The following is a 20897-nucleotide window of genomic DNA, read 5'->3' on the forward strand; positions in this document are numbered from 1 at the left end:
AGCACGGCGGAGACCAGATCGCCAGACGCGTTGGTGGTATAGGGCCGAATCGGAAATCCGCGAAAGCTTCGAACAACCAAATTAGATGCGGAGAGTCTCGTTGATCAACCGGAACGGGTGAGCTAGCGCTCATCGCCAACGAGCAAGGCAAGGTTGTGACGGGTCGGCGAACAACTCCGCGGGTACAGGAGGATCTGGTGGATAGCGATTTTCGATTTTTAGGAGAACCCGATCGCGACCTGGCATTGCGCACGTTCGAGGCGAAGATATGCGCCATTGTCAACTCTGATCCGTAAAAATCTTCCATTTTCCAGTAGCGACGCAGCCGAAATCATCAATACTCTCCGTGACGAGATCAGTGACAATCTTGACGCCGACTGGGAGCCTACCGACTATGGTCGGCACATCAGCCAGATCCTTCCGAAAACAAACGCAATACGGATTGCGGAATGGCCTCAATGACGAGCAAAGCGACCAGGTTCCGGTTGGCCGCCCGCCAGCCAGGCTGGTTTCGGCCAGATTCGATGATCATTCTCGACGTACCACGAATGGTCCGGACACCGCAGATCCGCACCGACCCTAGGCCGAGCAGAGGTACTGCGAACCGCCGCCGACGTAGACGATGCCGGGGTGGTACTCCGACTGCGCCGCACCGGCGACCGCAGCGGCAAAACCGTCGGCCGATGGCGGCGGCGCGAAGTACGCGCCGTCGATCATGTTGCCCGAGACAACGGTGAAATGGATTCCGCGCCGGTTGAATTCGTAACGCATGCCGTACATGGCCGTCTCCCCCGCGCGCATGCTCGCCGCGATCGGGGCATAGCCCTTGGGGACCGCCTTGTGCGGATAGAAGTGCGCCTGGTGGCTCGTGACGAACACGACTCGTCCACCGATCGGCATCAGCGGCATGGCCAGTTCCACGATCCGACGCTGAGCATCACGGTTGACCCGTATCGCTGCGCGGGCGTCGTGTTCCAGGACGCCGGGAGCGTTCAGGATCAAGGTGTCCAGCCGTCCGAACCGATGCCGGATATCGGCGATCACCGACTCCGCGGCCGTCTCGTCGGCGATGTCGGGAGCATTGATGACACGGGTACCCGGGTGCGCCAACTGCTGGGCGACCTCGGCACCGATACCTCGGGACGCGCCGGTCACCAAGGCAATCTGGGTGTCGTGCATGTTCGGATCCTTTCGCCGTCCCTGGGCTTCTCCGATCACCGTACACCAAAAATAAGAAAAATAAGGGATCCTTAAGGTCACGGTGAGGTGGAGAGAGTGTCACCGTCATCGGCCAGTTCCACGTACTGCACCTGGTCGCCTCCGGCCCGCTTCGACCGATACATCGCGGCATCGGCGATCGCGATCATCTCGTCCAGGAACGCCGGGAACGCAGCATCGGCCGCCAACGTCGCGGTGCAACAGCCCAGGCTCGCGGTGAGCTGCCCCGGCAGCGCCGAGATGCCGTGCCGGATGCTCTCGGCCGCGGCCGCGTGCTGCTCCTTCGGAGCGATGTCGGCGACCACGAACTCCTCACCGCCGATGCGCCCCACGAGGGCGCCCGGCGCGCAGAGCCGTTGCAGCACAGCACCGATACCAACCAGCGCCGCGTCGCCGGCAGCGTGCCCCCGGCTGTCGTTCAGTTTCTTGAAGTCATCAATATCGATCATCGTGACGTTGAACGGGATGGATATACCGGCGCGGGACAGGACGAGTTCGTGCACCGCGTTGTAGAACGATCGTCGATTCGCCAGCCCCGTCAACGGGTCGTGGTCGGCCAGCCTCAGATCGGAATGCAATGAATGCACCAGCGCGTGGATGCCGAACGGCACACCGAGGTTGAGGCCCAGTACCACCAGGACCGATGCGACGACCAGAGCGGTGTCGCCGGTATCAGCGTGTAGACGCCACGCCGTGACGGCCACGCACGTGGCGGCGACGACGAAATTGGCCAACACATGGATGAGCGCGTGGAAGTAGGCGAGCATGCCGCCGATGGCGGCGAACATCGCGCAACCCATGAGACCGCCATAGGGACCGGAGAGCGTCAGACAGCCCAATGCGATGGAGCCGCTGCAGATCGCGTGGTACGCCAACGAGCGCCCACGGCTGGGCCAGCCGAACAGCCACACCGATCCCGCCGCGACAGCCAGGACCGACACCAGGACGGCCAGCGTGCGGGTTGCGTTCGCGCTGGGACCGAGCGGGCTGCCCATCATCAGCACCGGTACCGAAGCAAACAGCACCGTGAAGGTGAAGGTGGCCAGCCGCCACTGCAGCGCGAGGTCACGGTCCTGCAGATAGGCGCTGAACCAGTGGAATTGATCGCTTTGTTGCCACCACTGTCGGTCCCGCCCGGACATTCCTAACAGTGTGCCTTTTGACGACGCCCGCGTCATCTTTGTGCGTTCAACGGTGCGCGTTCAACGGTGCGCGGTCAACCAGCGGTCCGCAATGCTGCGCGCAGCGGCCCACATAGCTCGCCGCGATGCCCCACGGCGACGTCATCGAGCCCCAGCCAGCGCGCCATCGCCGTCAGCTCCGGTGCCATGGCGGCGGCGACGTGCCCACGATCGTGCCCGTCCTCGGTGAACGCACCCAGAACGTGCAGGGCGCCGTCGGCGCGCTTGAGGTCGACACGGCCGACCAGTTGCCCGTCCAGCAGAAATGGCCACACGTAGTACCCGAACTGGCGTTTGGGGGCCGGGGTGTAGATCTCGATGCGGTAGTGGAATCCGTCGAACAAGCGCTGTACCCGTGGGCGGAAGAAGATCAACGGGTCGAATGGACACAACAGCGCCGTCCCGCGATCTCGGCGCGGGATCGTCCGGCCCGGCACCAGGTAGGCCTGCGCGCCCCACCCGTCCACCTCGACGGCCTCCAATTCGCCGTCGGCCACCAGCGCGGCCAGCGCTGGCTTGCTCAGCTTCGGGCTCAGCCGGAAGTAATCGCGCAGATCCGGTTCGGTGCCGATACCCAGCGCGCCGGCCGCCCGCAGCATCAACTCACGCACCGCCTCCTCGTCGGAGACCTCCCGGGCCAGCACCTCCGGCGGCAACACCCGCTCGGTGAGGTCGTAGTGGCGGGCGAACCCGATCCGCGTCGCCGTGGTGAGCACGCCTGCCGACCACAGCGCCTCGGCCACCCACTTGGTATCGCTGCGGTCCCACCACGGCCCTTTACGGCCGCGCGGTTCGGTCTGCAGGTGGGCCTCGATCTGGCCGGCGGTCGACGGCCCGAGCTCGGCGACCGCGGCGATGACGTCCTCGGCGAGCCGGCCATTCCTCTTGACGATCTCGCTACCCCAACGGCCGTGCTGGAACTCCCGCATCCGCCAGCGCATCAACGGCCAGTCCTCCACCGACATCAGGGCCGCTTCGTGTGCCCAATACTCGGTCAGCAATCGTGGGGACCTGGCGCTGTGGCTCCAGGCGGCGCGGTCGAGTACGTCCCGGTCGTAGGGGCCCAGCCGGCTGAACACCGGCGCGTAGTGCGCACGCACCGAGACCGACACCGAGTCCAGTTGCAGCACCTGCGTGCGTGCGACCAACCGTTTGAGATGCGCGCGGGTGACGGGACCGCGCGGTTTGGGTTCATGGAATCCCTGTGCGGCCACGGCGAGCCGGCGGGCCTGTGCTGGGGTCAGGGTCGCCACGTGGTCATCGTGCCGTATGGCACCGACAGGCTCGTGCCGTATGGCACCGACAAGCCTGTCAGCGCACGTAACTGGAGAATCGGTACCGCAGCCCCGAACTACTGGTCAGCCAGTCTCCGACGGTGCCGGTCCACGTCTCGTCGAGCACCGGGGCAACCGCGTCCTCGTCATCGCGCACCAGGTCGATCTCGATCTCGGTGACCTCGCAACGATCCGCCGACGTCACCGCCTGGCCGTAGAGCTGCGCGCCACCGATCACCCAGCCGTCGATATCGGCAGGGAGTTCGGTGACCACCTCGGCGCCTGCTGCTTGATAGTCCGGGTCACGGGACACCACGATGTTGCGACGTCCCGGCAACGGGCGCACCGCGGCGGGCAGCGACTCCCAGGTCAACCTGCCCATGACGACGGTCTGCCCCAGCGTCAGCTCCTTGAAGCGCGCCTGGTCCTCGGGCAGCCGCCACGGGATGCCGTTGGCCCGGCCGATGACACCGGATGTCGACTGTGCCCAGATCAGCTTCACACCGCCACCGGGGCCTTGATCCCCGGATGCGGGTCGTAGTTCACGATGGCGATATCCTCATAGGTGTAGTCGAAGATCGAATCACGCGGGGCCAGAACGAGTTCCGGGTAGGGACGCGGATCCCGCGACAGCTGCAACGTCACCTGCTCGACGTGGTTGTCGTAGATGTGGCAGTCACCGCCGGTCCAGATGAACTCACCGACACCCAGACCGGCCTGGGCGGCCATCATGTGGGTCAGCAGGGCGTAACTGGCGATGTTGAACGGCACGCCCAGGAACAGGTCGGCGCTGCGTTGGTACAGCTGACAGGACAGTCGGCCGTCGGCGACATAAAACTGGAAAAACGCGTGACATGGCGGCAGCGCCATCTGCGGGATCTCGCCGACATTCCATGCCGAGACGATGTTGCGTCGGGAGTCGGGGTCACGTTTGAGCAGTTCGAGCGCTGCCGAGATCTGGTCGATGTGATCACCGGACGGGGTCGGCCAGGATCGCCATTGCACGCCGTAGACCGGGCCGAGATCGCCTGTCTCAGAGGCCCATTCGTCCCAGATCGTGACTCCGCGCTCCTGCAGCCAACGCACGTTGGAATCACCGCGCAAAAACCACAGCAACTCGTAGACGATCGACTTGGTGTGCACCTTCTTGGTGGTGATCAGCGGGAATCCGGCATTCAGGTCATAGCGCAGCTGGTGTCCGAACACGCTGCGGGTACCGGTGCCGGTGCGATCGGATTTCGGGGTGCCCTGCTCCATCACCAGACGCAGTAGATCCTCGTACGGAGTGTCAACCGGGGCCACCGGGCCAGCTTACGTCGCACCCACCCGACACGCTCGGACCCGACCCCGATGTCGGGTAGAACTGAAACCATGCCCACCACCACGGACACCATCACCACTGCTGACGGCTCCTGCCGGGTCACCGTGGCCACCCCGGACGGCGACGGTCCCTGGCCTGCCGTCGTGATGTACCCCGACGCCGGCGGCGCGCGCAGAACCTTCGACGAGATGGCCGCCCAGCTCGCCGGGTACGGCTACGTGGTACTGGTGCCCGATGTCTACTACCGCCAGGCCGACTGGGCGCCGTTCGACATGGCCACAGTCTTCGGCGACGAGGCCGAACGCAGGCGGCTGTTCGGGATGATGAAAGGCATCACCCCCGACGTGATGGCCGCCGATGCGGCAGCCTTCTTCGACTATCTGGGCGCCCGCCCCGATGTCGTCGGCGAACGTTTCGGTACCACCGGTTACTGCATGGGTGGGCGCACGTCGCTGATCATCGCGGGGCGGGTGCCCGAGCGGGTGGCGGCGGCGATGTCGTTCCACGGCGGCGGGCTTGCCACCGACCAACCCGACAGCCCGCACCTGCTGGCCGACGATATTCGGGCTGTCGTCTATGTGGGCGGGGCGCAGGATGACGCGTCGTTCACCGCGACGCAAGCCCGAACCCTTGAACGGGCGTTGACGGCGGCCGGTGTCGAGCACACAATCGAATTCTATTCCGCAGCACATGGATTCGCGGTGCCGGACAATGCCCCATACGATGCTGCGGCGGCGGCGCGGCACTGGGAGGCGATGAGCGCGGTGTTCGGGCGCGCGCTCGGCTGAGCTACGGGGTCGTGCGACGGTCGTGCAGGTACGTCGCGAACGCACGAAGGATTCCGCGTGAGGCGTAGATCGCGGCGACGACCGACAGGACGATCAGCAGCACGAACATGACCAGCCAGTTGGTGCGGTCATGGCTGACGTTCCACCACACGATGGCGAACAGCACGGTGCAGACGAACACCACGATATCGCGCCAGTTGCCCTCGTAGGAGACGGCCAGTTGCCGGATCTCGCGCTGCTTCTCGACGGCGCCGACGATATCGTCGATGCGGATGTCGATGGACCGTTGTAACGCCGCGCGCCGTTCGATCTGATCCTCGGGGATCTTCTCCAGCAGTTCCATATCGGCCTTGATGTTGCCGCGGATGTCCGGACCTTTGAAGGCTCCGGCGGCCAGGCCCAGCAGTGCGCCACCGGCGATCGGTGCGGCGCCCAACGCGATCTCGGCGATTCCCGGCATAGCCCCTCCGTTGTTGACTCGACGTCGCGGTCAGTGTGCCATCCCGCCGGTCGGAGGTCCGCGGCTTGGGAACAAAGTCACGACGGTGGCAGGCCGGTGGCCCGTTTCAGGGCGCGTCCATCAGGCCGGCCGCAATCGCCGCGCCGAGGTTCCAGCAGGCCTGCAGATCGGCCTTACCGGGTGCGCCGGAGACCACCACATGTTCGGCTGCCTTCTGCCAGCCCAGGCCGGATGTGATGCCGTCGACCGCGCGCACCGCACCCTCGGTGCCCTCGTTGCCGTGCAGGAACAGTCCGAACGGGCGTCCGCGGGTGCTGTCGAGCAGCTGGTAATAGCTCTGGTCGAAAGCGTGTTTGAGCGCGCCGGAGATGTAACCAAGGTTCACCGGCGAACCCAGCAGATAGCCGTCCGCGGTGAGCATCTCTGCCGCCGACACCGTCAGGGCCGGCCGCCGTACCACCTCGACACCCTCGATCTCGGGATCGGTGGCGCCGGCCAGCACCGCCTCGAACATGGCCTGACAGTGCGGGCTCGGGGTGTGGTGCACGATCAGCAGTCTCACCGCGCGTCGCGCTCCATCTCGACAGCGGTGCGCATGGTCTCCCTGGCCCGGCCTCGGTCCCCGGCAAAATCGTAAGCGCGAGCCAGCCGATACCAACGAACCCAGTTGTCACGGTCGGCTTCCAGCTCCGCGCGGGTCCGCTCGAACAACGCGTCGGCGGCGTCACGTTCGATGCGACCCGAGGCTCGGCGCGGAAGATCACTCACGTCGAGATCCATTCCGGACTCGCGGGCCAGCCGGACCAAACGCTGATGGGCCAACCCGGCGCGCAGCGTGGCCACCATGGCCCACAACCCGATCAGCGGTAACACCAGCAGCGCCGCGCCAAGCCCGATGGGCGCCGGCTCACCGGAAGCGATGAGCGCCAACGCCGTTCGGCCCAACATGACGAAGTAGACCAGCAGCGCAATGCACATGAATCCGATCAATACCTGGATTCGCAGGGCACGCCCACCGTCGTTGTTCATGACAGGTCGAGCAGAGGCTCAATCCCGACAGTCAGGCCAGGACGTCCGGCGATCTGTCGCACGCCGAGCAGGACGCCGGGCACGAAGGAGGTGCGGTCGAGGCTGTCGTGACGAATGGTCAAGGTCTCCCCCTGCGTACCCAACAGCACCTCTTGGTGGGCGATCAACCCGGCCAGCCGGACCGAATGCACCCGGACCCCGTCGACATCGGCGCCGCGCGCACCCTCCAACCCGGTACTGGTGGCGTCGGGGCTGGGCGGCAGCCCCTTTCGCGCCTCGGCGATCAGCGCTGCGGTGCGGGTGGCGGTACCCGAGGGCGCATCCGCCTTGTGCGGGTGATGCAGTTCGATGACTTCGACCGACTCGAAGTGGCGCGCCGCCAGCTTGGCGAAGTGCATGCTCAGCACGGCGCCGATGGCAAAGTTCGGCGCGATCAGGACGGCAGATCCGGGCGCGTCGGCCAGCCACCCGCGCACGGTGGCGATGCGCTCCTCGGTGAAACCGGTGGTACCCACCACCGCGTGAATACCGTTGTCGATGACGAACTTCAGGTTGTCCATCACCACATCGGGATGGGTGAAATCGATGACGACCTCGGTACCGCTCTCGGTCAGCCGGCTCATCGGATCCCCGGCGTCCACCTCGGCGGAGAGCTCGAGATCGGCGGCATCCCGGACGGCCTCGACCATGGTGGCGCCGACCTTGCCGTGGGCACCCAACACTGCGACTCGCATGAGGGGCAGCCTACTGCGCGCGCCAGTAGGTACCGTGGGCACATGCGCATCGCATGGCTCCCCCTGGCGGTCGCGGCTCTCGCAGGCTGCGGCGGCGTGGCCGATGCGCAAGACCCCACCCCGGAAGGCCGGACCTTCGTATCGGTCGGTGTCGTCGGCGAACCGATCCCCGGTGGCGGGCCGCTGACGCTGGAGTTCCGCGACGGCCATATCTCGGCCTTCGCCGGATGCAACCGTGGATCGGCCACCGCCGACCTGTCCGGCGGGCACCTGAGTACCGGGGAACTCGCGACCACCATGATGGCCTGCCCGCCACCCTTCTCCGAAGCCGATGCCTGGATGACGCGACTGCTGCAGGCCCGGCCGGGGTGGACGTTGACCGATGACGATCTCACCCTGACCACCGCCGCCACGACGGTGACCCTGCGTGACAAGTCCGTCCTCGATCCCGACCGGCCGGTCGTCGGCACCAGTTGGCGGGTGGACACCCTGATCTCGGGCGACGCGGCGATGACATCGGTGGCCCTGGAACAGGCCAAACCCGGGTTGACCGTCCGTGATGACGACACCGTGGTCGGTTGGACAGGGTGTAACACCTTCTATGGTCGCGCCACGGCCGTGGCCGGCGTCATCACCTTCGGGCCGATCAACACCAGTGGTCCGGCCTGCCCCGGCGAGGTCGGCCAGATCGAGCGATCGGTCCTGGATGTGCTCACCGGTGAGGTGACGGCGATCGTCGAGGCCGATCGGTTGACGCTGACCAACGCCGAAGGCAATGGATTGGCACTGCGCGCCGAGTAGCATCCGGCCATGCGTGGTCACAAGATCCTCATCACCGGCCCGACCGGACAGGTAGCAGCCCCCATCGCGATGTCGTTGGCGGCCGACAACGAGGTCTGGGGCATCGCCCGATTCACCGATCCCGCCGCGCGGGAGCGCCTGGAGTTGGCGGGAATTCACTGTGAACAGGTGAACCTTGCCGCCGGCGACTTCTCCCGCCTGCCCTCGGATTTCGATTACGTGCTGAATCTTGCCGTCGCCAAGAGCGGCCGCTGGGACAAGGACCTGGCGGCGAATGCGGAGTCGGTGGGTCTGCTGATGGCGCACTGCGCCGACGCCACGGCATTTCTGCACTGCTCGTCGGCGGCCGTGTACGACCCGCCCGGCGAGGAACCCCGCACCGAGTCAGCGGCATTGGGCGACAACCACAAGCCCCTCTTCCCGACCTACTCGATCTCCAAGATCGCCGGCGAGGTGGTGGCGCGGACGATGGCGCGCGCATTGGGGCTGCCAACGGTGATCACGCGGCTCAACGTCCCCTACGGCGACAACGGCGGCTGGCCGTTCTATCAGATGGAGATGATGCTGGCGGGCATTCCGCTACCGGTGCCCCCGGGAGGGCCGGCTCGCTACAACCCAATCCACCAGGACGACATCATCGCCATGCTGCCCCGGATGCTGAAGGCCGCGACAGTCCCGGCGACCACGGTGAACTGGTGCGGTGACCAAACGGTCGGGTTGCAGGAATGGTGCACCTACATCGGGGAACTCATCGGTCGGGAGCCGGTTTTCGAGGTCAGCGATCAGGCCCTTCCCACCGGCCCGACCGATACCACCAAGATGCATGAGATCGTGGGTGGGACATCGGTGGATTGGCGCGACGGAATCCGCCGGATGGTGAGTACGTTTCACCCGGAACTGGTCGCGCCCAGCGCGGTGTAGCGGGCCGCGGTCAGGTCAGGGCATCGAGCGCGGCATCGGCGGCGGCCAGCGCCGCGGTATCGCGCTCCAGATCGGATTTCGAGACATCGTGTGCGCGCCGGGCGTCCGCAAGGTCGGCATCGGCGATATCGACATCGTGTTCGGCGGCCGCCAGCGACTCACGAGCCTGCTCAAGGCGGTGCCGCGCGGCGACGAGTGCGGCCTGCCGTTCCGCGACCGCGCCGGCGGCGACCGCATCGGCCTTCTGCGACCGCGCGAGTGCCGCTGCGGCCGCGGCACGCTGCTCGGACAGGAGACGCCGACGCTCACCGGTATCGGGAGTGCGCCGGGCGGGCGGGGCCGGCGCAGTCGAGTCGGGCCGCCGGGTCCCGACGGCCACCGATACCCCGAAATCACCGAACCCCGACCACTCCTCGGCTTTTTCCAGCCGGCCGAGCCTGGCGTGTACGCCCGGATCGGCGATCGCCGCCTGCAGCGTGTTGGTGATATCGGCACGCAGAGCGGGCGTCGGCGAGTCCACCCGCGCTGCCGCGAGGCCGGCCCTGGTGAGGTCTGCGACCACTCGGCGTTGCGCGGTGGTCAACTCGCGGATACGCGCACCGTCCATGGCGGCGTGCGCAGCCTGCAGCTGCGCACGTAGTTCGGCCAGCCGGTCCGCGGCCGTGGGATCCGCACGCATCAACGCGTTGACCACCCAGGCGGCCTGGGTGGGCCGGCGGGCCGCACCGATCGCGCGGGCCGCCTCGGTATCGCCGCGTTCCCTCGCCTGCGTTGCCAATCGGCTTCGCAGCGCGGTGAATTCCGGCGGCGGCACCCCGTACAGCGTGGCCAGGTCGTCATCGACGGTCACAAGGGCGACGCTCCCCGTAGGTGCTCGAAGATCAGGGACGTCTGGGTGGCGGCCACATCGCCGTCGGCATTGAGGTTCTCCACCACGAACGCACGCAGGTCCTCTGTATCGCGCGCGGCGACATGCAGGATGAAATCGTCACCGCCTCCCAGGAAGTAGACGTCCATCACCTGCGGGCGTTGTCGGATCTGGGCGATGAAATCCCGAATGCGCCCGCGCGCATTGGATTGCAGGCTCACCGAGATCATCGCCTGGAGCGTCAGCCCGACCGCCGCCGGGTTGATATCGGTGTAGAACCCCCGGATCACCCCGATGTCCTGAAGGCGACGAAGCCGACCGTGACATGTCGACGGCGCGATCCCCACCGCCTCGGCCAACGCGCTGTTGGACATCCGCGCATCCGCGTGCAGGGCGAGCAACATTCGCCGGTCGATATCGTCGAGATCGGAGGGTCGAACATCTTTCGGCCCAGGCGCCAACCGCGGACCACGGGTTGATGATCGTTCTGCCATGTAGCGATCTTAGCGAATTATCGACATAAAGATTGTGCGTCTGTCGATGCATATTCACACTTGCTGGTACATCCCAGACTTTAGGAGCGAGCATGCTCGTCGGCATCCCGACCGAGATCAAGAACAACGAATACCGCGTCGCGATCACGCCCGCCGGGGTGGCCGAGCTGACCAAGCGCGGTCACGACGTCATCATCCAGGCCGGCGCGGGCGCGGGCTCGGCCATCACCGACAACGACTTCAAGGCCGCTGGTGCCGAGATCGTCGAGAGCGCCGAAAAGGTGTGGGCCGAAGCAGATCTGCTCCTCAAGGTCAAAGAACCGATCGAAGCCGAGTACGCACGGCTACGACAGGGTCAAACGCTGTTCACCTACCTGCACCTGGCTGCGTCCAGGCCGTGCACGGACGCGCTGATGGCCTCCGGCACCACCGCGATCGCGTACGAGACCGTGCAGACAACCGGATCGGACGGATCGGTGGCTCTCCCCCTGCTCGCCCCCATGAGTGAGGTTGCCGGACGCCTGGCCGCACAGGTCGGCGCGTACCACCTGATGCGCACCCAGGGTGGCCGCGGCGTGCTGATGGGCGGGGTGCCCGGCGTCGCCCCCGCTCGGGTCGTCGTCATCGGTGGCGGCATGGCCGGCGACAATGCGGCCGCGGTGGCATGGGGCATGGGTGCCCACGTCACCGTGTTCGATCTCAACATCAACACCCTGCGCAAGATCGACGCCGAGTACGGCGGGGCGATCGAGACCCGCTACTCGTCCAGCCTGGATCTCGAAGACGCGGTCAAGCAGGCAGACCTGGTCATCGGTGCCGTGCTGGTGCCCGGCGCCAAGGCGCCGAAACTGGTCACCAATTCGACGGTCGCGCAGATGAAGACCGGCGCGGTGCTGGTCGATATCGCCATCGACCAGGGTGGTTGTTTCGAGGATTCGCGCCCCACCACCCACGACGACCCGACCTTCGCCGTCCACGACACCGTGTTCTACTGCGTGGCCAACATGCCCGGCGCCGTGCCACGGACATCGACGTATGCGCTGACCAACGCCACCATGCCCTACGTGCTCAAGCTGGCCGACAAGGGCTGGCGCGAGGCCTGCCGCGCCGACCCGTCACTGGCGAAGGGCCTGTCCACCCATGAGGGCGCGCTGCTCTCCGAGCAGGTGGCCAGCGATCTCGACCTGCCGTTCACCGACCCCACGGCAGTGCTCGCCTGAACCGAGGACGGCTGCGGGTCAGGCGAGCAGGTCCGGTAGCACCAGCGCGGCGACCTCACCGATCACCGGCCGCAGCCCCTCGGCATCGGGATCGGCGGATTGGGTGCGGGTCATGATCGACAGCAGCACGCGCGTACCACCGGGCCCGTAGGCGATACCCACGTCATTGGTCGTGGCGTAATCGCCACTGCCGGTCTTGTCCGCCGTCGTCCAGTCCGGCGGCAGACCCGCGCGCATGCTCGAGGTCTGGTTGGCGCGCATCCATCCATCGAGGAGATCGCGTTGCACGGGCGGTAAAGCGTCACCCGCCAACAGGTTCCGGTACCCCGTACCCAGCGCCTCGGGGGTACTGGTATCACGAGGATCGCCGGGGATCGCCGAGTTCAGATCGGTCTCCCAGCGGTCCAACCGAGTCGTGTCGTCGCCGATGCTGCGCGCGAAATCGGTGATAGCGCGTGGGCCGCCGAGTGTGGCGAGCAAAAGGTTGGCAGCCAGGTTGTCGCTGCGTTGCAGCGCGGCCTGGCACAGTTCGGCGAGCGTCATCTGGCCGCCTGCACGTTCCTCGGTCACCGGAGAATTCGGGAGGATCCCCGCTGGATCGACGAAAACGGGCTTCTCCAAGGACAATTCGCCGTCGGCCACCCTTCGCAACACCGCAGCCGCCGCATAGGCCTTGAATGTGGAGCACATCGCGAACGATTCCCCGTCGCGGTACCGAACGGACATCCCGGAGTCCAGGTTCATCCCGAACACCCCGATGAAGGCATTGTGCCGAGCCTCTAGATCGCGGATCCGCTCGGGCAGTGCGGTCGCCGGGGCAGCCAGCGCGGTATCGTCCGCGCAACCGGCAACCGACCCCACCGCCACCAGCGTCAGACCGCCGATCAACAGCTCGCGTCGTGACAGGCGCATCACCCGACTGTAACCCACTACCCCGCGATATCTCGAAGGCGCTGCGGTAAGGACCTTTTGGATTTGTACGGACCGAGCACCGCCGCACCGAGAGGTTTCGACAGCAATCGACGCGCGACGGCGTTGACCTCCTCGAGGGTGACAGCGTCGATCTGCTCGAGGGTTTGGGCGATGCTGCGGTGCGCCCCGAAGTTCAGTTCACTGCGCCCGATCCGGTGCATCCGGGAACTCGAGTCCTCCAGGCCCAGCACGAGCCCGCCGCGCAACGAGCCCTTGGCGATCGCGCACTCCGAGGAGGTGATGCCATCACGCGCCACGTCGGCGAGCACGTCGGTGGCCAATCGCACCACCTCGTCGAACCGTTCCGGCAAACAGGCCGCGTACACCGAGAAGGCGCCGGCGTCGGAGAACGTGTCCACACTCGAATACACCGAATATGCCAGCCCGCGCCGCTCCCTGATCTCCTGAAAGAGTCGCGAGCTCAATCCGCCGCCGATCGCGGTGTTCAGCACCGAGAGTGCCCAGCGATGTTCCCAGTAGCGGCCCGGGCTGCGCACGCCGGCCAACACGTGACTCTGCTCGGCATCGCGGCTCACCAGTTCCAGCGACGGCGTTCCCGGCACCCGTCCGGCGCCTTTGCGGTGCGGGGCCGGAGCACGATCGCGCGACAGTCGCGGACCGAAGTACTCCTTGGCCAGTCCGACGATGTGGTCGTGGTCGACGTTGCCGGCCACCGCCAGCACCATCCGTTCCGGTGTGTAGCGCCGCATGTGGAACGAGTGCAGCTGTGTGCGCGTCATGGCCGAGATCGAATCGACGGTGCCGATCACAGGCCTGCCGACCGGGTGATTACCGAACATGGCCGACAGGAACACATCGCCCAGCGTGTCCTCGGGGTCGTCGTCGCGCATCGCGATCTCCTCGAGCACGACATCGCGTTCCACCTCGACGTCCTCGGCGGCGCAGCGACCCCGCAGGACCACATCGGCCACCAGATCGACCGCCAATTCCACATCGGAATCGAGCACGTGGGCGTAGTAGCAGGTGTGTTCGCGCGCGGTGAACGCATTGAGTTCACCGCCCACCGCGTCGACGGCCTGAGCTATCTGCACCGCCGACCGGGTGGGCGTGGACTTGAACAGCAGATGCTCCAGGAAATGTGCCGCACCGGCGACAGTCGCGCCCTCGTCGCGCGAACCGACCCCGACCCAGACACCCACCGACGCCGAGTGCACCGACGGGAGGTGCTCGGTGACCACCCGCAAACCGCCGGGTAGGTCTGTTCGGCGCACTGCCGTCGACATCGGCGCTCCTCTCTGCGGCGACCCATGTTGCCGTATGCCCGTCGGGCACCGACACGCGGCCCACCTGTAGCCGGGGCAGGCTACCGGTCGCTCACAGCGGCATCACTCCGGCGCAGGGCACCCCGCTGAGGTAGGCCATGTCCCGACAGTTGTTGGTGCCGCAGGCCCGCATGCCGACGCATCCGATCGCCTGCAGCGCCGAGTCGGCCAGCGCGATGGACCTCGGCGGCGAAGTCGGCGTACTGGCCGACGGTCGTCCAGTCCGGGAATCGGGCGGGCGAAATGGCGTCCGTCCCGGGGGCAAGGCCGTGCACCTCGACAATCTTACCCACCACCTTCTTTCCCGAAAGATGGCCGCCGGTACCGTTTTCCGCCGCCTGGCCTCCTGGTACCCACCGCCCTGCAGGTGGGGATGGCGCGTCGTCAGCACACGGAAAGCGCTTGCTGGTCACATTCTTTCGCCAGAAACGGGACATGCCCCGGTGCCGTGTGGGCACCGGGGCATGTCCGTCGAAATGACGCTGTCGAGCTACGCTTCCGCGCCGGCGGGCTCGGCCGCCTCGGTCTCCGGGGCGCTCGTCGAGCTCTCCTCGTCGACCAGCACCAGCGAGATCTTCCCGCGGTTGTCGATATCGGCGATCTCGACACGCATCTTGTCACCGACCTTGGCGACATCCTCAACCTTGGCGATGCGCTTGCCGCGGCCCAGCTTGCTGATGTGCACCAGACCGTCACGACCCGGCAACAGCGAGACGAACGCTCCGAAGTCGGTGGTCTTGACCACCGTTCCCAGGAACCGCTCACCCACCTTGGGCAGCTGCGGATTGGCGATGGCATTGATCTTGTCGATCGCGGCCTGCGCGGCCTCGCCATTGCTGGCACCGACGAACACGGTGCCGTCGTCCTCGATGGAGATCGACGCGCCGGTCTCCTCGGTGATCGAGTTGATCATCTTGCCCTTGGGCCCGATGACCTCACCGATCTTGTCCACCGGGACCTTGATGGTGGTGATGCGCGGCGCGTACGGGCTCATCTCGTCGGGCTCGTCGATGGCCTCGGCCATGACCTCCAGGATGGTGATCCGGGCGTCCTTGGCCTGGGCCAGCGCACCGGCCAACACCTTGGACGGGATGCCGTCGAGCTTGGTGTCCAACTGCAGGGCCGTGACGAAGTCCTTGGTACCCGCGCACTTGAAGTCCATGTCGCCGAACGCATCCTCGGCGCCGAGGATATCGGTCAGGGTGACGAACTTGCGCTCACCATCGACATCGTCGGAGACCAGACCCATGGCGATACCGGCGACCGGCGCCTTGAGCGGCACACCGGCGTTCAGCAGCGACAGGGTCGAGGCACACACCGAGCCCATCGAGGTGGAACCGTTGGAGCCCAACGCCTCCGACACCTGGCGGATGGCGTACGGGAACTCCTCGACGCTCGGCAGCACCGGCATCAGAGCACGCTCGGCGAGCGCACCGTGGCCGATCTCACGGCGCTTGGGCGAGCCCACACGGCCGGTCTCGCCGGTCGAGAACGGCGGGAAGTTGTAGTGATGCATATAACGCTTGGAGGTCTCGGGCCCGAGCGAGTCGATCTGCTGGGCCATCTTGACCATGTCGAGTGTGGTGACACCCATGATCTGGGTCTCGCCACGCTCGAACAACGCGCTGCCGTGCGCCCGCGGGATGACCGCGACCTCGGCCGACAGTGCCCGGATATCGGTGACGCCACGACCGTCGATGCGGAAGTGGTCGGTCAGGATGCGTTGCCGCACAAGCTTCTTGGTCAGCGACCGGTAGGCGGCGCCGATCTCCTTCTCGCGGCCCTCGAACTGACCGGCCAGGCGCTCGAGCACCTCGCCCTTGATCTCGTCGGTGCGGTCATCGCGCTCGGCCTTGCCCGCGATGGTGAGCGCCTGCGAGAGCGCCTCGGTGGCCACCGCGGCGACCTGCTCGTACACATCTGCCTGGTAATCCGGGAACAGCGGGTACTCCACGGTCGCCTTACCCGCGGCGGCGTGCAGTTCCTCCTGCGCGGTGCACAGCGCCGAGATGAACGGCTTGGCGGCCTCCAGGCCCTCGGCCACGACGGCCTCGGTGGGGGCACCGGCGCCGCCGGCGATCAGTTCGATGACCTTCTCGGTGGCCTCGGCCTCGACCATCATGATGGCGACGTCGTCACCGGCCTTACGCCCGGCAACCACCATGTCGAAGACGGCGTCTTCGAGCTGCTCGACGGTCGGGAACGCAACCCACTGGCCAGCCTTGTTTTCAGGAGTGGAGATCAGGGCGACGCGTACGCCGCCGACCGGGCCGGAGAACGGCAGGCCGGAGATCTGGGTGGATGCCGATGCGGCGTTGATCGCCAGCACGTCGTACAGATCCTTGGGATCCAGGCTCAGCACCGTCACCACGACCTGGATCTCGTTGCGCAGACCGGAGACGAAGGTCGGGCGCAGCGGCCGGTCGATCAGACGGCAGGTCAGGATCGCGTCGGTGGAGGGACGTCCCTCACGACGGAAGAACGAGCCGGGGATCCGGCCCGCGGCGTACATCCGCTCCTCGACGTCGATGGTCAGCGGGAAGAAGTCGAAATGATCCTTCGGCGACTTGCTGGCGGTGGTGGCGCTCAGCAGCATCGTCTCTTCATCGAGGTAGGCGACGACGGAGCCGGCGGCCTGGCGGGCCAAGCGGCCGGTCTCGAAGCGAATGGTGCGGGTGCCGAAGCTCCCGTTGTCGATGACGGCGGTGGACTCGAACACACCCTCGTCGGTTTCAACTGCAGACATTGCAGCCTTTCTGGGTATTCAGCTGTTTTGCGCGTACACGCGTCAGCGGTCCCCTGAAATCGGCTACGGCCGTCGATCGAAGCGGCCGGGGTTCGAAATACCCCGGCAGCCACTACCGAAGACCGCCCGAACAGGCGGGCACTGCTGTGACGCGCAGGGACGGTGCGCGCGGAACTGCGCGAACCGCACCTTGTTGTTCGGGCCGGCTCATGAACACATGTGGCCCAAAACATCTTCATGTTACACCGGCGGGTGATGACCGCCTTCAGGTGACGTCATCGACACACACGGTGAACTCTCGTTGGTCATAGGCGTAGCCCATGCCGCTGCGACACTGGTCGACGTTGGCCACGCCGTGCAGGATCTCGGTGGCGCGCTGCCGGTTCGGCTGCGTGGTGTCGGCGCAGTCGACGCGGACGGGATCGCGGCCGTTGTCGGGATCGACGCTCATGCACTGTCCGACAACCCAATCCACATCCATGCAGACGGTGCTGGTGGTGTCGCTGAACGTGCTGTGCGTGGAGTAGTAGGAATCCACATCGGTGGGACAACCGTCACTGGACGCGGCGGTGGCCACCACCTTGAATGTGGAATCCGTGCTGCCACAGATCGCCTTGACGGCGTCCGGGCGATCGGGGGTGCCGACGACCTTCAGACAGTCGCCGACCTGTAGAGCCGCCGCGGCCGCCGACGAGCAGCCGGTGAGTCCCCCCAACACGCACCCGAGGGTGCAGATCGCGGCCAGGGCCGCGGTCCGGAGCGTCAGCGGCGCAGGCCGAGGCGCTCGATCAGCGAGCGGTAGCGCTCGACGTCGACCTGTGCGACGTACTTGAGCAACCGACGCCGACGACCGACCAGCAGCAGCAGCCCCCGCCGCGAGTGGTGATCGTGCTTGTGCTGCTTGAGGTGTTCGGTCAAATCCTGGATCCGCTTGGTCAGCATCGCGACCTGGGCCTCCGGCGAACCGGTATCGGTGTCATGCAGACCGTACTGGCCGAGGATTTCTTTCTTCTGTTCGGTAGTGAGCGCCACGAAAAAACTCCATCAAAAAGGTCCGCGAGGAACATCTGGGGCGCGGCCGCCGCGAACTGCAGCACACGCTGGGTCGGGACGAAATACTAACAGGACCTCAGCCTGCAGCGAGAATCGAGCGCGCCCGCTCGGTATCGGCACCCATCTGGAGCACCAGATCCTCGACCGAGTCGAACTTCTCCTGGCCGCGGATGCGGGCGATGAAATCGACTGCCACATGCTGGCCGTAGAGATCCGCTTCGGCGTCGAGGACGAAGGCCTCCACGGTGCGGGTGCGCCCGGAGAAGGTCGGGTTGGTGCCCACCGACACCGCCGCCTGATAGCGCTCGCCGGGGGTCACCGTGCCGACCACCGGCCCGTGTCCCAACACCGTGAACCAGGCCGCGTAGACGCCGTCGGCCGGGATGGCCGAATGCATGGGTGGTGCGACATTGGCGGTCGGGAAGCCCAGGCCCCGGCCGCGGCCGTCACCACGGACCACGACCCCCTCGACGCGGTGCGGACGGCCCAGCGCCTCGGCTGCGGCAACGACGTCGCCGGCGTCCACGCAGGAACGGATATAGGTCGAGGAGAACGTGACCGACTCGTCGCGGGCGAATTCCTCGGACACCAGCCTCATCCCCTCGACCGCGAATCCGAAACGCTCGCCGGCCTTACGCAGCAGGTCCACATTGCCTGCAGCCTTCCGTCCGAAGGTGAAGTTCTCCCCCACCACGACATCGACCACGTGCAGGCTCTCGACGAGGAGCTCGTGGATGTAGCGCTCGGGGGTCAGCTTCATGAAATCCGCGGTGAACGGCATCACCAGGAAGACGTCCACACCGGTTTCCTCCACGAGCTCGGCCCGGCGGGCCAGCGTGGTGAGCTGCGCCGGATGGCTGCCCGGAAACACGACTTCCATGGGGTGCGGGTCGAAGGTCATCAGCACGGTGGGAACCCCGCGCGACCGCCCCGACTTGACGGCACGATTGATCAACTCGGCATGGCCACGGTGAACACCGTCGAACACGCCGATCGTCAGGACACATCGGCCCCAGTCCGTGGGAATGTCTTCCCGGCCCCGCCACCGCTGCACAGCCGCAAGCCTACGGCGCGGTGTCACCGCCGTCCGCCTGGGATACCCGCAGCAGGCAACGATTGCCTAAACTCAGTGACCGTGGACTCCAACAGCGACCCGCAGGAACTGACGACGGTTGCCCAGGATTACCTCAAAGTCATCTGGACGGCCCAGGAATGGTCACCGGACAAGGTGAGCACGAAACTGCTGGCCGAACGCATCGGGGTGTCGGCGAGCACGGCGTCGGAGTCCATCCGCAAGCTGGCCGATCAAGGGCTGGTCGACCACGCCAAGTACGGCGCGGTGACGCTGACCGACGCGGGCCGCAAGGCCGCACTGGCGATGGTCCGCAGGCACCGGCTGATGGAGACCTTCCTGGTGCGCGAGCTGGGCTACGGGTGGGACGAGGTGCACGACGAGGCCGAGATCCTGGAGCACGCGGTATCGGACCGCATGCTCGACCGCATCGACGCCAAACTGGGTTTCCCCACCCGCGACCCGCACGGCGATCCGATACCGGCACCGGACGGGCGGGTCCCGACACCACCGGCCAGGCAGCTGTCGGTATGCGTGGACGGCGAAGACGGCACCGTGGCCCGGATCTCGGATGCCGATCCGGAGATGCTGCGCTATTTCGACAGTGTGGGCATCACGCTGGATTCCCGACTGCAGGTGGTGGCGCGCCGAGACTTCGCCGGGATGATCTCCGTCGCCGTGCAGGCACCGTCGAACGACACCGGGACGCCCGTCACCGTCGACCTGGGAAGCCCTGCAGCAGAAGCGATCTGGGTGGTCTAGCGCACCGCCCGCAGCGGCGGGACGGCACTGCTCTCGACCGGCACGACATCGGTGGCCGAATGCACCAGGCGCAACGCCCGGGGTTTGGGGGCCGCCTGCGCACAGGCACACGCCAGCAGCTTCTGCACGCTCATCTCGAGCTGTTCGGCCCCGTCGCGCTCGATGGCCGAGATCAGCGGAGCCGTCAGCAGTTCACCGGTGACCTCGCTGGTGACGGTGAGTTGTGAGCCGCCCTCGGCGGAGTTGACCAGGACGGTGAACCGGGCGCGCAGGCCGGCCTCACCGACACCGATGAGCACCAGGGTGCCCGGCGCGATCGCGGATTCGACCGTCCACTCCACGGTCCCGGACACGCCGAGCATCAGCGTCTCGGCGGTCATCCGGGCGCCGGGGACGAAGCCGGTCCGCGGCTGGCCGATCCAGCGCTGATGAACGGTCAGCCAGTCCGACCAGGTGCGCGGGTCCGACAACACCGACCACAGCGCCGTCGGAGCGATCGGCAGATCGACGGTGTGGGTCACATGGCCGACGCGGGCTCCCCGCTCACCGTGGGCCCACGCGGGCTGATAGGTGAACAGCGGATGGTCGCAAACCGGTGCGTGCTCGCTCATACCTTCTTCAACGCCCGGCCGACGCAGAAAGTTCACAGGAAACCTGGGATTTGGCTAATAAAAACGGCCCCTGGTTAGGGAAAACCTGA

General features: G+C 66.5%; 24 protein-coding genes. 5 read left to right on the forward strand and 19 right to left on the reverse strand.

Annotated features, from left to right (window positions below; translation table 11 throughout):
- Positions 1–579 precede the first annotated feature (579 nt).
- From G154_RS05405 to G154_RS05425, 5 genes are all read right to left on the reverse strand, one after another.
- Complete coding sequence (locus G154_RS05405; RefSeq protein ID WP_019513046.1) at positions 580–1179, reverse strand: SDR family oxidoreductase; 600 nt, start codon at positions 1177–1179, stop codon at positions 580–582.
- 77 nt (positions 1180–1256) lie between these two features.
- The gene (locus tag G154_RS05410) at positions 1257–2360 is read right to left on the reverse strand and encodes a GGDEF domain-containing protein (RefSeq protein ID WP_019513047.1); all 1104 of its coding nucleotides are present in this window, start codon (positions 2358–2360) and stop codon (positions 1257–1259) included.
- 74 nt (positions 2361–2434) lie between these two features.
- Positions 2435–3652: a winged helix-turn-helix domain-containing protein gene (locus G154_RS05415; protein ID WP_019513048.1), complete on the reverse strand. Its 1218-nt coding sequence runs from the start codon at positions 3650–3652 to the stop codon at positions 2435–2437.
- A 58-nt stretch (positions 3653–3710) separates the two neighbouring features.
- Positions 3711–4175, reverse strand: coding sequence for a dihydrofolate reductase (locus G154_RS05420; protein ID WP_019513049.1), 465 nt, complete (start codon positions 4173–4175; stop codon positions 3711–3713).
- A complete protein-coding gene (locus G154_RS05425) occupies positions 4172–4930 on the reverse strand; it encodes a thymidylate synthase (RefSeq protein WP_045546574.1) in 759 nt (252 codons plus the stop codon). The genes G154_RS05420 and G154_RS05425 overlap by 4 nt, the downstream gene beginning before the upstream one ends.
- Positions 4931–5044: 114 nt before the next feature.
- Here G154_RS05425 and G154_RS05430 point away from each other — a divergent pair, with 114 nt between their 5' ends.
- A complete protein-coding gene (locus tag G154_RS05430; RefSeq protein ID WP_019513051.1) occupies positions 5045–5782 on the forward strand; it encodes a dienelactone hydrolase family protein in 738 nt (245 codons plus the stop codon).
- Position 5783: 1 nt separating this feature from the next.
- Here G154_RS05430 and G154_RS05435 read toward each other — a convergent pair whose 3' ends face one another.
- From G154_RS05435 to dapB, 4 genes are all read right to left on the reverse strand, one after another.
- Complete coding sequence (locus G154_RS05435) at positions 5784–6242, reverse strand: hypothetical protein (RefSeq protein ID WP_019513052.1); 459 nt, start codon at positions 6240–6242, stop codon at positions 5784–5786.
- A 106-nt stretch (positions 6243–6348) separates the two neighbouring features.
- Positions 6349–6756, reverse strand: coding sequence for a flavodoxin family protein (locus G154_RS05440; protein WP_045546583.1), 408 nt, complete (start codon positions 6754–6756; stop codon positions 6349–6351).
- A 44-nt stretch (positions 6757–6800) separates the two neighbouring features.
- Positions 6801–7271, reverse strand: coding sequence for a hypothetical protein (locus tag G154_RS05445; RefSeq protein ID WP_019513054.1), 471 nt, complete (start codon positions 7269–7271; stop codon positions 6801–6803).
- On the reverse strand, positions 7268–8005 hold the full coding sequence (gene dapB / locus G154_RS05450) for a 4-hydroxy-tetrahydrodipicolinate reductase (RefSeq protein ID WP_023985626.1): 738 nt from the start codon (positions 8003–8005) through the stop codon (positions 7268–7270). The genes G154_RS05445 and dapB overlap by 4 nt, the downstream gene beginning before the upstream one ends.
- Before the next feature lie 42 nt (positions 8006–8047).
- On the opposite strand from dapB, the gene G154_RS05455 reads away from it, so the two are divergent.
- Both G154_RS05455 and G154_RS05460 read left to right on the forward strand, forming a co-directional pair.
- Positions 8048–8806, forward strand: coding sequence for an META domain-containing protein (locus G154_RS05455; RefSeq protein ID WP_019513056.1), 759 nt, complete (start codon positions 8048–8050; stop codon positions 8804–8806).
- A gap of 9 nt (positions 8807–8815) precedes the next feature.
- On the forward strand, positions 8816–9727 hold the full coding sequence (locus G154_RS05460) for an NAD(P)-dependent oxidoreductase (RefSeq protein ID WP_019513057.1): 912 nt from the start codon (positions 8816–8818) through the stop codon (positions 9725–9727).
- Positions 9728–9737: 10 nt separating this feature from the next.
- Here the strand turns inward: G154_RS05460 and G154_RS05465 are convergent, their stop codons facing one another.
- Together G154_RS05465 and G154_RS05470 are read right to left on the reverse strand one after the other, a co-directional pair.
- The gene (locus G154_RS05465) at positions 9738–10577 is read right to left on the reverse strand and encodes a hypothetical protein (protein ID WP_019513058.1); all 840 of its coding nucleotides are present in this window, start codon (positions 10575–10577) and stop codon (positions 9738–9740) included.
- Positions 10574–11089 carry an Lrp/AsnC family transcriptional regulator gene (locus tag G154_RS05470; protein ID WP_023985625.1) on the reverse strand — a complete coding sequence of 172 codons (516 nt, stop codon included), beginning with the start codon at positions 11087–11089 and terminating at the stop codon, positions 10574–10576. The genes G154_RS05465 and G154_RS05470 overlap by 4 nt, the downstream gene beginning before the upstream one ends.
- 92 nt (positions 11090–11181) lie before the next feature.
- On the opposite strand from G154_RS05470, the gene ald reads away from it, so the two are divergent.
- Complete coding sequence (gene ald / locus G154_RS05475; protein ID WP_019513060.1) at positions 11182–12309, forward strand: alanine dehydrogenase; 1128 nt, start codon at positions 11182–11184, stop codon at positions 12307–12309.
- A gap of 18 nt (positions 12310–12327) precedes the next feature.
- On the opposite strand, the gene bla is transcribed toward ald, so the two are convergent.
- The 7 genes from bla to G154_RS05505 all read right to left on the reverse strand — a co-directional run bounded on the left by bla (position 12328) and on the right by G154_RS05505 (position 19417).
- Positions 12328–13224, reverse strand: coding sequence for a class A beta-lactamase (gene bla, locus G154_RS05480; protein WP_110807065.1), 897 nt, complete (start codon positions 13222–13224; stop codon positions 12328–12330).
- Positions 13225–13238: 14 nt separating this feature from the next.
- Positions 13239–14525: a pitrilysin family protein gene (locus G154_RS05485; RefSeq protein ID WP_031601446.1), complete on the reverse strand. Its 1287-nt coding sequence runs from the start codon at positions 14523–14525 to the stop codon at positions 13239–13241.
- 80 nt (positions 14526–14605) lie between these two features.
- Complete coding sequence (locus G154_RS25865; protein ID WP_081649940.1) at positions 14606–15001, reverse strand: glutamate synthase-related protein; 396 nt, start codon at positions 14999–15001, stop codon at positions 14606–14608.
- A gap of 53 nt (positions 15002–15054) precedes the next feature.
- A complete protein-coding gene (locus tag G154_RS05490) occupies positions 15055–17310 on the reverse strand; it encodes a polyribonucleotide nucleotidyltransferase (protein WP_019513063.1) in 2256 nt (751 codons plus the stop codon).
- 265 nt (positions 17311–17575) lie between these two features.
- Positions 17576–18028 (reverse strand): hypothetical protein, encoded by a 453-nt coding sequence (locus G154_RS05495; RefSeq protein WP_019513064.1) that lies wholly within the window; start codon positions 18026–18028, stop codon positions 17576–17578.
- 44 nt (positions 18029–18072) lie between these two features.
- Positions 18073–18342 (reverse strand): 30S ribosomal protein S15, encoded by a 270-nt coding sequence (gene rpsO / locus G154_RS05500; protein ID WP_019513065.1) that lies wholly within the window; start codon positions 18340–18342, stop codon positions 18073–18075.
- Between the two features lie 97 nt (positions 18343–18439).
- Entirely contained in the window at positions 18440–19417 is a 978-nt protein-coding gene (locus G154_RS05505; protein WP_023985622.1) for a bifunctional riboflavin kinase/FAD synthetase, read from the reverse strand.
- 81 nt (positions 19418–19498) lie between these two features.
- Here G154_RS05505 and mntR point away from each other — a divergent pair, with 81 nt between their 5' ends.
- The gene (mntR, locus tag G154_RS05510; protein ID WP_023985621.1) at positions 19499–20197 is read left to right on the forward strand and encodes a manganese-binding transcriptional regulator MntR; all 699 of its coding nucleotides are present in this window, start codon (positions 19499–19501) and stop codon (positions 20195–20197) included.
- Here mntR and G154_RS05515 read toward each other — a convergent pair.
- On the reverse strand, positions 20194–20808 hold the full coding sequence (locus G154_RS05515; RefSeq protein WP_019513068.1) for an SRPBCC family protein: 615 nt from the start codon (positions 20806–20808) through the stop codon (positions 20194–20196). The two genes, mntR and G154_RS05515, sit on opposite strands and share 4 nt — an antisense overlap.
- Positions 20809–20897: the final 89 nt, after the last annotated feature.

Origin of the sequence: Mycobacterium sp. VKM Ac-1816D (assembly GCF_000416385.1) — a bacterium.
Classification (GTDB): domain Bacteria; phylum Actinomycetota; class Actinomycetes; order Mycobacteriales; family Mycobacteriaceae; genus Mycobacterium; species Mycobacterium neoaurum_A.